The sequence below is a fragment of the Microbacterium alkaliflavum genome (assembly GCF_044325405.1).
GTDB classification, from domain to species: domain Bacteria; phylum Actinomycetota; class Actinomycetes; order Actinomycetales; family Microbacteriaceae; genus Microbacterium; species Microbacterium alkaliflavum.
Map to the genome: position 1 here is coordinate 18,908 of NZ_JBIQWL010000019.1, position 13,289 is coordinate 32,196.

A 13,289-nucleotide genomic window follows, 5' to 3' on the forward strand; every position below is an offset into this window, starting at 1 on the left:
TATCCTCCTCGAGGACGAGGCGCGTGGCACGCGAACGCAGTACTTTCGCGACGTGAGACGCCTTCGCCTTCTCGTGCGGCGCCACGGATTCGACGTTCTGATCGTTGTATCCGCCGCGGCGGCCATGCTCGAGGTTGTCGTCAAGCATCCGGAATCGGGCGCTCCACCGGAGGTCCTCTGGTTCCGCATCGTCGCGATCGGGCTCATCGTTCTTCCGCTGTTCGCGCGGCAGCGTTTCCCCATCGGCGCTCCGATCGCGTATTGGACATTGGGGGTCGCCGTCTCGTTCGTCGACGGCCAGTTGATTCCGCTCACCACCGGCCTGTTCATTCTCACGATGGCGGTCTCGTTCCTTCTCGGCAGCGAGCGGAACGTCTGGAAGGCACGACTGGGCCTCGCGGTCGTCGTCGGCGGTGCCGCTGTCGTGGTGTACAACCTGACGACGCACTCGCCGACCCAGCTTCTGTTCATCCCGGCGCTGTTCGGGGTGTGCTGGTTCCTCGGATTCGCCGTACGGCAACGGGCAGACCTGGCGGCGGCGGCCGAGGAGCGCGCCGCGCAGGCCGAACGGGACCGCCAGTCCTCGGCACGGATCGCGGTCGCTGAGGAGCGGGCGCGGATCGCCCGGGAGTTGCACGACATCGTCGCGCACGCCGTGAGCGTCATGGTGCTCCACACCGGTGCGGTTCGGCACCGACTTCCCGACGCATTCCCAGATGAGAAGGAAGCACTGCGCGAAGTCGAGGAGACGGGGAGGAGGGCGCTGTCCGAGATGCGGCAATTGCTCGGAGCGCTGCGCGGCGACGACGAGGCGCCGGAGCTCAGGCCTCAGTCGGGTCTGGCCGGGCTCGAAGCACTCCTGGATGAGATCCGCCGAGCCGGCCTCCCCGTCGCGCTCGAAACCCACGGGGAGCCCGTCGCGCTCCCCGGACCGATCGACCTCGCCGCCTACCGGATCGCACAGGAGGGTCTCACGAACGCCCTCAAACACGCGCACGCACGCCGCGCCGACGTCTCGATCGCCTACTCGCCCGAGGAACTCCTGGTGCAGGTTCTCGACGACGGGGATGGGCCGAAGCCGAGCGACGGACTCGGACACGGCCTGATCGGCATCCGGGAGCGCGTCAAGATCTATGGCGGAGAGCTCGTGGCCGGCCCGGGTCCGCAAGGGGGCTTCGTACTCAGCGCCCGACTCCCGCTGGACCGGTGATGGGGTCGTCCTCGAAGAGATGACTCCGATAAGCCAGGACGATCGCCTGCGCCCGATCGCGAAGCTCGAGCTTCTGCAGCACGCGGGTCACATGAGTCTTCACCGTGGTCTCGCTGATGAAGAGCGCCTTCCCGATCTCCGCATTGGAGAGTCCGCGCGCGAGCAGCTCCAACACGTTCAGCTCCCGGGCGGTGAGTGTGCCGACGGCCGGAGGCGGCGGGTCGCGATGCAGCCGGGTGAAGTGCCGGATGACGTTCTTCGTGACCGATGGGGATAGGAGGGCCTCTCCTGCGGCGATAGTCCGGACCGCCGCGATCAGCTGCTCTGGCGGGTCATCCTTGAGGACGAAGCCGCTCGCCCCGGCACGCAGCGCCTCGTAAACGTACTCGTCGAGGTTGAAGGTGGTCAGGATGAGGATGCGCGCACTCGGATCGGTCGCGAGGATACGCCGTGTCGCCTCCAGCCCGTCCAGCTCCGGCATCCGGATGTCCATCAGTACGACGTCCGGCGCGAATCGGGCCGCGTGAGCGATCGCCTGCAGGCCGTTGCCTGCTTCGGCGACGACCTCGATGTCCGGTTCGCCGGACAGCAGCATCCGCAGCCCCGCCCGCACCATGGATTGATCGTCCACGAGCAGCGCACGGATGGTCATCGCCCCATGTTCTCGCCGCCGACGGCCGAGGACAACATCCTCGCGGCGCCATCGCCTCCTCCGAAAGGACGACCGGTTCTCGTCGAATCGTGCTGCTCCCTTCGAGGCCATCGGCGGACGCGGCCCTCTGGGGCGGTCCATAGCGTGAGGCCATCACCTCCACCGATCACGCTGAGCCCGGTGTGGGCTGCAGCGTGACAAGCATTCGAAGGAGTCCATCGTGACCGAGATCTTGCAAGGATCCCTCCGCAGAACTCGCCCCGTCGCCCAGAGCGCACCGGTGCCGAAGCCGATTCGGCAGTACTCGCTGCCTCAGATCCTGGGGGTCTGGGCGGGAGCCGCCCTGCCGATGGCCGTGCTGGCTTGGGTCGTGGCGCCGTGGCTCGCATCGATGCTTCCCGGCCCTGCGGCCTGGCCCCAGGCCATCCTGCTCACCCTTACCGCAGGTCTGATCTGGCAGTTCGCGCTGGTGCTGATCCTGGTCCGCCGCGAGCAGGGCACGCTCCGCTGGTCGGTGCTCAAGGAAGCGCTCTGGCTGCGGGCACCACGGAGTCCCAAGACCGGACGCAAGGGCGGGGTGCTGTGGCTCCTTCTGATTCCGCTCACGCTCCTCGTCTACGGCAGGGAGATGCTTCCCAAGCTCCCCGCCCCGGCGGGACGGGATCTCGGGGACTTCCTGCAGTCCGCGGTCGGGCAGGATTTCTTCTCCGGCAACTGGACCTGGTTCGCATTGACGCTGGTGATGTTCGCGTTCAACACCGTTCTCGGTGAGGAGCTGCTGTTCCGCGGACTGCTGCTCCCCCGGATGCAGGGGGTGTTCGGCCGAGGCGACTGGCTCGCGAACGGCGTCCTGTTCGCGCTGTACCACCTGCACGTGCCGTGGGCGATCCCGGGACGGCTCGTCAACGCGTTCATCCTGTCGTGGCCGTCGCGTCGCTACCAGAGCGCCCTCCTGGGCATCCTCGCTCACAGCTCGCAGAGCGTCGTGTTCGCCGCGCTCCTCCTCTTGCTCGTGCTCAAGTGATCCGCGCGGGATGCTGATTGCCGAGGGCATCCCGGAGAGCCTGCTCATGCTGGAGGGCGCCGAGTCGCTGGTCCTCGAGGTACGGTCGGGTCGCCGCGATACAGGCGCGCTTGCCAACCGTCGACACCACGACCATGAGCACGCCGAGCACGATCAGGATCGCCCCGAACACTGCCACGCCCGTCACACAGGCGGCGATGCCGGTGACGATCCCCAGCGTGGTCGCGAGCGAGGTGACGAGGGAGTAGTTCTCCGCTCGCCGGCGGAGCCGCCGGATCTCAACCTCAGCGTCCATCCAAGTGAGTGCTCTGCCCATGCGTGTTCCGTGATTCAAGTCGTCCCGATGTGCCAGGTGTCTCCATTCGGGTTCTAACGCATTCTAAACCTGGATGTCTGAGTGTTCTATGAGATCCCTAAGGACTGTGAATAACGCGAATCCGCGACCGGTGACCCGGCTGCGACGAAAACACCCCGGTCGTAGGCTGATGGTCGCGATCACTTCGATTGCAGCAGCTTGGGTCCGCGCGAGGGGGACCGCCGTGATCTTGACAGGCGCTCTGCCGCTGGGGCTCTCGTTGACGCTGTTCGTCGGCGGATTCGTCCTTGCCTCTTGCCTGATCGTCGTCGCGTTGAGGCCCGTCGTGCGCAGGCATGTCGACGACCCCGCGCAGTGGGACCGCGTCCTGGGCCACGTGATCGGCTCCTTCGGCGTCTTCTTCGGCATCCTGCTGGCGCTCGTCGCGGTGTCCGTCTATCAGAACTACACCGCTGCAAGGCAGGCGGCGCTCAGGGAGGCGGGTCAGATCACCGCGCTGTACCGCGGCACGACGGGCCTGCCTGAGCAGGTCGGGGGGCCGATTCAGGACACCCTCAAGGAGTATCTGCGGGTTGTGATCGAGGAGGACTGGCCCAACCAACGGCGCGGAGCGCTTCCTGAGGCCAGCACTGCGATCGTCGACGAACTCGAGCGGCAGATCTACGCCTACGAACCGGTCGGACCGCAGCAGGCCGCCGAGTTCTCGCAGCTTCTCAGTACCTTCGACGATTTCGTCAAGACCCGTCGCGAGCGCATCGACGCGACGGTTCTCGAGTTGCCGACGCTGTTCTGGGTGGCGATCTGGGTCGGCGCCGCAGTGAACGCCGTCCTCATCGGCCTCATCATCGTGAAAAGCCGACGATTGCACCTTGTCATGGCCGGGATGCTGGCATTGTTCATCGGACTCGTGATATTCGCGACGGCGGACATGGACCGGCCGTACCAGGGATCGATCTCCGTGGGTCCGGGCCCGTTCGAGCGCGTGATGGACCAACTCGAACACCGGTCCGACCCCTAGGCGAGTGTCGGACCGGCGACCTACCGCCCGCCGGTCCGACACTCCATTCACGCGGGGGTGTCGTTGACCATCCCTGGCGTGACCTGACACGCTCGTGTGACCGTCTCGGAGAGGAGCGACCGCTGAGCGAATCTCCGGCGAAGATCTTCGCCCGCCTCAGCACTCGGGAGCGACCGGACCTCGCCTCCGCACGAGTGCAGCGCGCCGTCGTGCTCGGAGGCAGCGTCGCGGGTCTGCTGGCCGCGCGGGTGCTCGCCGACCACGCCGATGAAGTCGTCGTCGTCGAGCGGGATGAGGATGCGGACGAGGTCGAACGCCGCGGTGTTCCGCAACGGCTTCAGGTGCACGCACTGCTGCCCGGCGGACGTGCGCAGATCGAGCGGTGGTTCCCGGGGTTCGGGCGGGAGGCGGTCGAGCATGGCGCGGTTGCGTCCGCGGCGCACCAGAGCGAGCAGTGGGTCGACGACGTGCGGTCGGTGCGCGCGCCGAACGTGGTGCTGCTCAACGGCAGCCGGACCTTCATCGAAGCACTGCTCCGCCGGCGCACCCTGGCACTGTCGAACGTGCGGGTGCTGCCGGGAGCGGCGACCGGGCTGATGTATCGCGATGGGCGGGTCAGCGGCGTCCGGATATCGGCCGCGGACGACGAGAGCGTCGTGCCGGCCGAGTTCGTCGTGGATGCCATGGGCCGGTCCAGCCGACTGGCGGCCTGGTTGGAGCGCGACGGGTGGGAACCGCCGCCGCTGGAGCGCATGCGGATCGACGTGAACTACGCCACCGCCTACTTCGCTCGCTCCGCGGGCGAGCCGAGGGTCGCCGCGGCGACCTCCCGCGTCTCCCCCGGTTACCCGAAGAAGACGCTCGCGGCCCTCACCGCCGTCGAGAACGGCCGATGGATGCTTCTGCAGATGACATACGGCGAGGATCGGCCGCCCCAGGACTGGGACGGATTCCTGGCCCGTTGCGCCGACCTCCCTCCGATCTTCGCGGAGGTCGCACGCAACCAGCCGATCGGAGAGGTGCACGCCTTCCGGCTTGCTGAGGCGCGACGGCGCCGGTACGACCGGGTGGATCGCCTCCCGGGTGGGCTGGTCAGCGTCGGGGACGCCGTCGCGTCCTTCAACCCGATCTACGGCCAGGGTATGTCCGCGGCCGCACTGCACGCGTCATGCCTCTCGGAATACCTGTGCGGCACGTCGGATGCGACCAACGTGGCGACGCGCTTCTTCGAATTGCAGAAGGTCGTCGTGGATGCCGCGTGGGACCTGTCCACCCAGAGCGACGCCCAGCGGCTCGACACCGGCCGGCCCCCGCTGCCGATCCGGTTGCAGCGCGCGCTGGTCGATCAGGTCCTCGCCGCCGCCATAGTGGACGTACCGGTCGCGACGGCGTTCAACGAGGTGGCGTTCATGAACGCGCACCCGAGCACGCTCGCGGCGCCCTCGGTCGTGCTCAGGTCTCTCGCCGCGAACATGCGCACCCGTGCGCAGGCGGCGCGAAGAAGGGGAACGCGGATCACTTCGGACGCCACGGCGTGAGGAACTCCTCAACGGTCGGCGAGGCGAGATCGGACCGGGCGTGGTGAGCAGAACGGTCGCGGTGAAGAGTGCCCTTTCGGGTGGGGCTGGAGTACCCGACGTGGTGCCCGTCTGCGCTACCGCCGCTGCACCACTCAAGGAGAATGGCTGGGGTGGAAGATGCTTCGTTCGAGGCTCGATCCCGCCCGGTCGCGAGATCGTCGCAGAGCCCGGAACTCGGGTCCTGTTCGGACCGGGCACAGCGCGCCGAGCCATCCTCCGGCGGCGCCATGCCGGAGCGGCTGCTGGGGCTCCAGCGATCGGCCGGAAACGGCGCCGTCTCCGGGATGCTGGCACGGTCGAGCCCTGACGCGTTCCTCGCTGCCGACCGCCCCGTGCCTGTCCAGCGCGTGATCTATCCCACCGTGAATGCGCTGTTGAGCGTCGCAGCGGGCGGCGGCCTCCCCTTCCAGATCAACACGTTGAGTTCTGAGCTTCGGGCGCTCTGGTCAGAGGCGGAGAGCGTTCTTCCCCTCACTGATGTGCGCATCACCGCCGGCCTGGGGAGGGTCGCACAGGCCGGGGTGAACAACAACCCTCCTCCGACCTACGTGCTGGATTACGATCCCCACCACCAGCCCGACCAGAACTTCCTGTATTCCAGCATCCTGCACGAACTCGTGCACGTATCGACCGACATGAGATATCGGAAGAACGGCGTGATCTACCCATTCCTGAATCTGAACCTTCCACCCGGACTGGGTGCGGCGGCGGTCGGACCGGAGTTGGTGGCACAGCAGCAGGTGCTCGATCAGAACATTCAGGATGCGATCGCCGTCGTGAACGCCGACGGCGCCCTACCCGCGGCGCTGCACGCCCACGTTCTCGACCGGCTGCAGAACTACGCCGGGCCGATGCCCGACGTGCACTACGACACCGTCCTTGCAGATGTCCTTTCCTACATGGAGCTCAACAACGTCAACACCGGCCCCACTTTCCGCTTCGTCTCGCGGATGCTCCGGGAATGCCGCGACAGACGGTCCGTCGAACCATGGTGGGGCACGAAGAGAGCGCGTCGGGTCGAGCGCGGCGCTGCCTCGTGGCAAGTATGGAAGTGGTGAGTCGCGGTAGCCGATCGCCGAACGACCAGGTCAGCTCGTCAGGACGACCTTGCCGATGTTCCTGCGCTCCTCGATGTACGAGTGGGCGGCCGCAACCTCCGCCAGCGGAAAACCGCGGTCGACGTGGGGGCGCACCCACCCCGCTTCGACGCCTGCCAGGAGTGTCCGCATCCACCTCGCCGTCATCTCGGCTTCGCCCCACATGTGACCGAGATTGACGCCGAAGACCGCCTTGTTCGCGTTCATGAGTGCCACCGGATGGAAGAACGGCATGCCCGCGGCGACCCGGCCGAGCCGAAGCGGTCCCACGAGCTTCGACGACGTCGCCGTCGAGACCCCGAACATCCCGAGCCGCCCGCCCGACCGCAGCGCACGGTAGCTCTTCTTCCAATGCGCGCCGCCGAGCGGATCGGTGACGAGCGCGACACCCTTCCCGCCGGTGAGACGGTCGACCTCCTTCGTCCAATCCGCCACGCGATAGTCGATGAGCTCGTGAACGCCGCGCTCGTGCAGGAACGGATGCTTCGCGCCGCTGGCCGTGCCATAGACCGTCGCACCGATATGCCGGGCGATGTCGATCGCGGCGAGACCGACGCCTCCGCCGGCGTTGTGGATGAGCACCGTCTCTTCGGGCTTGAGCGAGCCCATCACGACGAGCAGCTGCCACGCCGTGAGGTAGGCGACGGGGAGGGCGGCTGCCTCCTCGTGCGAGAGGCCGGACGGCTTGGGGAAGAGCTGGCCGAGGGGAATCGAGATGACGTCCGCATAGCCCCCGAATCGCGTGAGTCCGATGACGTCGGTGCCGAGGAGGGCAGGATCGACTCCGCTGCCGATGGCGTCGACTGAGCCGGACACCTCGTAGCCGACCACGACGGGCGGTTTCGGAGCATCCGGGTACAGGCCCTGCCGTGCGAGGATGTCGGCGAAGTTGATGCCGCTCGCCCTGACACGGATGCGCGCCTCTCCCGGGGCCGGCTGGGGGTCGGGCCCTTCGCGCAGCTGGAGCTTCTCAGGGCCGCCGTGACCGACGATGAACGCCTGAAGCATCTGACTCCTCCCGTCGACCGACAGTCCGCGCGACCGGCGCGAACGCCGCCGAAGTCGAGGCCGAGCCTACGCCGGCCGCCCGCTCCCCACCCTCGGCTATCGGCGCGACATCCGGTCCAGAGCTTTGAGGCGGATCTTCTCGACGAAGCCTTCGGACAACGCCCACCCGTCTGCGCACGCGCGGAGGATCTCCGCGACGCGCATCCGCTGCTGGTTGACGGGTCGCCCCCCGGCGAGCTCGAGGATGATCTGGTCGAGGATGTCCTCGTTCGCGTCCAGTTCAGCTTCGTACCGGGCAACCTCGACCGCGGCGGCCGCTCGTGCGCGCCGCGCGAAATCGTTGGGAAACCAGAGGTCTGCAACCAGGTCAGGGTGGGCGTCCATGATGATCTTGACCTGCGCGGTGCGCCTGTTCGTCGTCGCGCCGCGGAAATCGGCGGACTCTGTGACGATCTCGGTGAGACGCTGCGTCGCGGCAGCACTCCGCTCGATGCGCAGCTCCCGTTCGACCTGGTCGATGCCTCGCGCCTGATAGTCCGAGAGCTCCACCTCGTCGAGAAGCTTGTCGTGCCAATCGGCGACCGCAGACCACGCGAACAAGACCCCGTCAGCTGCCCACAGCACTGACAGCCGGAAGAGGTCGCCCGCATGTTGCCGGGCAGCGAGGCGCAGCTCGGCATCATCGGAGTCGACGTCGGCCGGGTCGAAGGACGACGACGTGACGAACACGAGCCGGGGAGCCATCCCCCGCAGCAGTACGGTGAGCTCCCCCGGGGTCACAGACGGGTACGTGAACAGGACGTCGGGGTCGCGGTGGACCACATCCGCGGGGGCGGCGACAGTGATACCGGCGTCCCCCAGCCGCTCCATCAGGTCGAGCTCGAGCCGCGCAATATCGTCCTCGCTCTGCCAACTCATGCTCTCAACCTATCGAGCGGCATTCCGCCTCCCTGAGAGGCGGATCCGACCGGTGGTCCCGTCGGGGCCTGGGCTCGAGAGGCAGGAAGCCGTCCCGAGCCCAGGAGCTCGATCAGAGCGTCGAGGCGAAGGGGTCGAACCCTTCGGGAAGGAGCGGAACGGGTGCAACCGTGCTCTGGACCTTGACGGTCGCTCCGGTGGCGGCCGATTCGGCAGCCGACAGCAGAACGTCGAGCACGTGGAATCCGAGCTCGCCGGAAGCGACGTGCGGGCGGCCTTCGGCGATCGCACGCACCATGTCCAGAGCGCCGAGCCCGCGGCCGACCTTGACGTCGTCGTGCTCGATCTCGATCCATTCCTGCTCGAACGACATCCCGTCGCGCAGCACACCGAGCGGAGCGACCACCGCGATGCGGCCGGCGAAGTAGTTCGGGTCGGGGATCACGATCGACCCCTCCGTGCCGTGGATCTCGACCACGCCGTGCCGCTCGAGCGCCGAGTCGAAGCTCAGCAGGCTCTGGGACTGCGCGCCGGATTCGAACGCCGCGATGATCTGCATCGTCGAGGGCACCTCGACGGGGAAGGTCTCGCCGGCCTTCGGGCCGGTGTGGATCCGCCGCTCCTCATACGCCTTCGTGCCGAACGCGGAAATGCGATCGACGGCCCCGAACAGGCTCACCAGGGCGGAGAAGTAGTACGGACCCATGTCGAGCAGCGGGCCGGCGCCCTCGGCGAACAGGAAGGCGGGGTTCGGATGCCACAGGTCGGGCCCCTGCGTCTGGAACACCGTCTGCGCGAACAGCGGTCGGCCGATCCGGCCCCCTTCGATCGCGCGGCGCGCGGCCTGGAAGCCCGGCCCGAGGAGGGTGTCCGGCGCAGAGCCGATGCGGAGTCCGGCGGCATCCGCCTCGCGCAGCAGGAGAGCCGCGCCTTCGCGGTCGAGGCCGAGCGGCTTCTCGGTCCAGACGTGCTTGCCCGCCGCGATCGCGGCGCGCGAGACGTCGATGTGCGCAGCCGGGATCGTCAGGTTGATGACGAGATCGACACCCGGATGAGCCAGGACATCGTCCGCAGTCCCGAACGCGGGAACGCCGTACTTCTCGGCCTGCTCGCGCGCACGGTCGACGAACAGGTCGCCGAGGATGACGACATCGACGTCGGGGAAGGAGGTGAGGTTCTCCAGGTAGGTGTCGCTGATAACACCGACGCCGATGATTCCGATGCCGACCGCGCTCATCGGACGAACCCGCCCTCGGTCAGGAATGCATAGCTCGCGGCGATGTCCTCGAAGACGTCTCCCGGGGCGTTGTCGTACTCGATGACGGCGAACTTGACGGCCGTCCCGGCCCGCAGCGCGTCGGCGAGCGGCACGTCGCCCTCGCCCGGGCGGCGCTGGTCGAGGCTCGCGGAGCCGAACTCCCCGGCATCCGGTCCGAAGGGGTTCACCTCAGGGGCGATGCCGTCCTTCACGTGCACCGCCACGAGGCGATCGCCCAGCCGCGAAACCAGGCCGACGCCGTCCTGGCCTCCCACGAGCGCCCAGTACAGGTCGAGCTCGATCGCGACCCGCTCGTCGGTGAGCTCGACGAAACGCTCGTACGCGGTCTGTCCGTCGAAGTCCGCGATGAACTCCTGCGCGTGGTTGTGATAGCCGACGCTGAGCCCGAAGCCCGCGGCGACGTCCACGAGGCGGTTGAGGCGGTCGGCGATGTCGGTGACGCCCTCGATCGTCATCCACCGATCCGGTGCGACGAACGGGTCGATGACCGTCGTGATCCCGATCGCGGCGGCAGCCTCGAAGACGACCTCCGGCGCGGGGGTGGGAATCGAGCCGTCGGGCGTCCACAGCTCGTCGGAGAGCAGCGGGGCGTGCCCCGTCGGCGACGACAGCCCGGAAGCATCCAGAGCGCTGCGGATCTCCTGCGGACGGCGGACGAAGTCGAACGCCTCCACATTCTCAAGCCCGATCGCTGCGAGCTTGTCGAGCGAGCCGCCCATGTCGGCCGAGAAAGCCTCGGCGAGCGTGTACAGCTGGACGGACGCCAGGGGCTTGGATGCTTCAGGCAGGGCCACGATGACCTTCTCCTCGTCAGTGGGGGGCAGCGATCGCGTACCCAGAGGCTCAGAGCGAAAACCTCCACGTGGAAGTTTATGTGCAAGCCGCACCAGCGGTCAATGGTCAATCGAGTTCGGTCGACGCCGACCGCCGGCTGCGGTGGAACACTGGAAGTCCGCGGACGGAGATCCGCGGCACGACGCACGAATGGAGCGGACGATGACACAACCGCTGGAGCTCGGCAGCATCGCCCCGGATTTCACACTGACCGACGCGACCGGCTTCGAGAGGTCCCTGTCCGACTACCGCGGCGAGAAGGTGATCGTCTACTTCTACCCGGCGGCCTTCACCCCTGGCTGCACGACCGAGGCCTGCGACTTCCGCGACAATCTGGCCCAGTTCGAGGGCGCCGGCTATAAAGTGCTCGGCATCTCGCCCGACTCCGTCGAGCGGCTCAAGGAGTTCGCCGACGCCGAGCAGTTGCCGTACACGCTCCTCTCCGACGAGGACGCGGAGGTGGCCAAGGCCTGGGGCGCCTGGGGCGAGAAGACGGTCGGCGACCGGACGTTCGAGGGACTGATCCGCTCGACGATGGTGGTCGACGAGGCGGGACGGTTCCAGTCCATCGAATACAGGGTCGACCCGAACGGGCACGTCGCACGACTGCGTGAGATGCTCGCCGCCTGACGTTCCCGGCTGCGTCATGACGCGTCCCGACGGGCCCGTTCGATGACCCCGCGGCGAGCCGCCCCGTCCTGATCGGGATGTATCAGACGGTCGTCGCCGTGCCTCTCACACGTCATTGAGGAACTCTGCGTGATCGGGGGCCCGGAAGGTCTCTGTCGAGCGCGCAGCACGATCGATCGCGAATAGTGAGAGGCCGACGACCATGGTCCAGCAGCTGAACCCCTTCGACGACTTGCACGCCATCGGGCAGCTCGAGTCGGCGAACCATAAGTCGACTTTCGTGATGCAGGGCGACGGCAACCTGGTGCTCTACCGCGGCGGCAAGGCGCGCTGGGCGAGCGGGACGGCTGGACGCTCCGTCGCGCAGGCCGTGATGCAAGGCGATGGCAACTTCGTTCTGTACGGCCCCGGCGGCGTCTATGTCTGGGACTCCGGCACCGATGGACATCCTGGCGCCTTCCTCATCGTGCAGGATGACGGCAACGTCGTGATCTACGACCCGGCCGGGGTTCCGCTATGGGCCTCGAACACCAGCATCACGATGAGGTCGGTGCCCGGCTTCCTTCCCAGCACCTCGGCGTTCCACTTCGCCAACTCGTTCCCGGCGGTGCCGCACGGAACGATCACCCTGCTGGGCAACAGCATCCCGATCGGTGACGCCTCGCAGGGTCTGTGCGGCGGAATGGCCTTCGCGGTACGCGACTACTTCGACGCCAAGGTGCCGATCCCGTCGACGACGACGCCTCCGAGCTCTGGCGCTGTCTTCGACCACATCGTGATGCGGCTCTACGACAGCTTCAACCTGCTGCTGCCGCCCCCGCCCCCGCCCGCGCCGCCCATCGTGCCGATCGTCACGCCGATCCCGCCGTTCGGGCCAGGCCCGCTGACGTACTGGTGGCTGATGGATCCGGCTCTCCCGGACCACGAGACGGTGGCCAGCAACATCAACCTGGCTCCCCGCGGCCGGGCCTGGGTCGCGGTCGTCGACTCATGGCCGCAGATCCGTGCCGACATCGACGGCAACCGGCTCTCGCCGATCGCGCTGATCGAGGTCAAGTCGCACGACCCGCTCCAGATGGGCAAGAACCATCAGGTGCTGGCGTACGGCTACGAGCTGGATGGGTCTGATCTGGCCATTCGGGTCTACGACCCGAACTTCCCCGATGACGATTCAGTCACGCTGTCGCTGAGCATCGCCGATCCTCAGCACACGACGCCGATCACGCACTCCGGCGGCACGACGGTGTTCTGCTTCTTCCACCAGGTGTATACGCCACCGCTGCGTCCGGTTCCCAGCCCGCCCGCTCCCCCGCCGGCTCCCGCGCCGCAGGAGGAGCAGCAAGGCGAACTCACGTACGATCCGTCGGGTTCGGTCATCGTGCTGGAGCGCGGTCGTGACATCGCCCTGGTGCGCCAGACGCCGGGGTGGGGCTCGATCCCCGTCGCGTTCGCCAACGGGGGCGGCACCTGGAACATCACCAACGGCGCCGCCGGACCGGACTTCATCCCGTCCTGGGCGAACCAGCCCGGCGTGCGATTGGTGCCCGGCGACTTCAACGGGAATGGCCTGACCGACATCGCCCTGGTGCGGCAGACTCCCGGTTGGGGGTCGATCCCGATCGCGTTCGCGAACGGCGACGGCACCTGGAACATCACCAACGGCGCCGCCGGACCGGACTTCATCCCGTCCTGGGCGAACCAGCCCGGCGTGCGGCTGGTGCCC

12 protein-coding genes and 1 pseudogene are annotated in these 13,289 nt (G+C 67.7%); 7 read left to right on the plus strand and 6 right to left on the minus strand.

What is annotated here, in order from left to right; all coding sequences use genetic code 11:
* The first annotated feature begins 52 nt into the window (after window positions 1–52).
* Window positions 53–1,210, plus strand: a complete 1,158-nt coding sequence (locus tag ACH3VR_RS22920) for a sensor histidine kinase (RefSeq protein WP_397558663.1) — start codon at window positions 53–55, stop codon at window positions 1,208–1,210.
* Here the strand turns inward: ACH3VR_RS22920 and ACH3VR_RS22925 are convergent.
* Complete coding sequence (locus tag ACH3VR_RS22925; RefSeq protein WP_397558673.1) at window positions 1,182–1,862, minus strand: response regulator; 681 nt, start codon at window positions 1,860–1,862, stop codon at window positions 1,182–1,184. The two genes, ACH3VR_RS22920 and ACH3VR_RS22925, sit on opposite strands and share 29 nt — an antisense overlap.
* A 220-nt stretch (window positions 1,863–2,082) precedes the next feature.
* On the opposite strand from ACH3VR_RS22925, the gene ACH3VR_RS22930 reads away from it, so the two are divergent.
* Window positions 2,083–2,886, plus strand: a complete 804-nt coding sequence (locus tag ACH3VR_RS22930) for a CPBP family intramembrane glutamic endopeptidase (RefSeq protein WP_397558664.1) — start codon at window positions 2,083–2,085, stop codon at window positions 2,884–2,886.
* Here the strand turns inward: ACH3VR_RS22930 and ACH3VR_RS22935 are convergent.
* Window positions 2,879–3,181, minus strand: coding sequence for a hypothetical protein (locus tag ACH3VR_RS22935; RefSeq protein ID WP_397558665.1), 303 nt, complete (start codon window positions 3,179–3,181; stop codon window positions 2,879–2,881). The two genes, ACH3VR_RS22930 and ACH3VR_RS22935, sit on opposite strands and share 8 nt — an antisense overlap.
* A 190-nt stretch (window positions 3,182–3,371) precedes the next feature.
* On the opposite strand from ACH3VR_RS22935, the gene ACH3VR_RS22940 reads away from it, so the two are divergent.
* The 3 genes from ACH3VR_RS22940 to ACH3VR_RS22950 all read left to right on the plus strand — a co-directional run bounded on the left by ACH3VR_RS22940 (window position 3,372) and on the right by ACH3VR_RS22950 (window position 6,858).
* Window positions 3,372–4,220, plus strand: a complete 849-nt coding sequence (locus tag ACH3VR_RS22940) for a bestrophin-like domain (protein ID WP_397558666.1) — start codon at window positions 3,372–3,374, stop codon at window positions 4,218–4,220.
* A gap of 194 nt (window positions 4,221–4,414) precedes the next feature.
* Window positions 4,415–5,758, plus strand: a complete 1,344-nt coding sequence (locus tag ACH3VR_RS22945; RefSeq protein ID WP_397558667.1) for an FAD-dependent oxidoreductase — start codon at window positions 4,415–4,417, stop codon at window positions 5,756–5,758.
* 152 nt (window positions 5,759–5,910) lie between these two features.
* A complete protein-coding gene (locus ACH3VR_RS22950; RefSeq protein WP_397558668.1) occupies window positions 5,911–6,858 on the plus strand; it encodes a hypothetical protein in 948 nt (315 codons plus the stop codon).
* A 30-nt stretch (window positions 6,859–6,888) separates the two neighbouring features.
* Here ACH3VR_RS22950 and ACH3VR_RS22955 read toward each other — a convergent pair whose 3' ends face one another.
* From ACH3VR_RS22955 to ACH3VR_RS22970, 4 genes are all read right to left on the minus strand, one after another.
* On the minus strand, window positions 6,889–7,905 hold the full coding sequence (locus ACH3VR_RS22955; RefSeq protein WP_397558669.1) for a synaptic vesicle VAT-1 family membrane protein: 1,017 nt from the start codon (window positions 7,903–7,905) through the stop codon (window positions 6,889–6,891).
* A gap of 96 nt (window positions 7,906–8,001) precedes the next feature.
* Window positions 8,002–8,823 carry a hypothetical protein gene (locus ACH3VR_RS22960; protein ID WP_397558670.1) on the minus strand — a complete coding sequence of 274 codons (822 nt, stop codon included), beginning with the start codon at window positions 8,821–8,823 and terminating at the stop codon, window positions 8,002–8,004.
* A gap of 112 nt (window positions 8,824–8,935) precedes the next feature.
* The gene (locus ACH3VR_RS22965) at window positions 8,936–10,060 is read right to left on the minus strand and encodes a Gfo/Idh/MocA family protein (protein ID WP_397558671.1); all 1,125 of its coding nucleotides are present in this window, start codon (window positions 10,058–10,060) and stop codon (window positions 8,936–8,938) included.
* Window positions 10,057–10,821, minus strand: coding sequence for a sugar phosphate isomerase/epimerase family protein (locus tag ACH3VR_RS22970; RefSeq protein ID WP_397558674.1), 765 nt, complete (start codon window positions 10,819–10,821; stop codon window positions 10,057–10,059). The genes ACH3VR_RS22965 and ACH3VR_RS22970 overlap by 4 nt, the downstream gene beginning before the upstream one ends.
* 277 nt (window positions 10,822–11,098) lie before the next feature.
* Between ACH3VR_RS22970 and bcp the strand changes: the two genes are divergently transcribed.
* Together bcp and ACH3VR_RS22980 are read left to right on the plus strand one after the other, a co-directional pair.
* Window positions 11,099–11,566: a thioredoxin-dependent thiol peroxidase gene (gene bcp, locus ACH3VR_RS22975; protein WP_397558672.1), complete on the plus strand. Its 468-nt coding sequence runs from the start codon at window positions 11,099–11,101 to the stop codon at window positions 11,564–11,566.
* A gap of 202 nt (window positions 11,567–11,768) precedes the next feature.
* Window positions 11,769–13,289, plus strand: a pseudogene (locus tag ACH3VR_RS22980) (hypothetical protein); the annotation flags it as partial.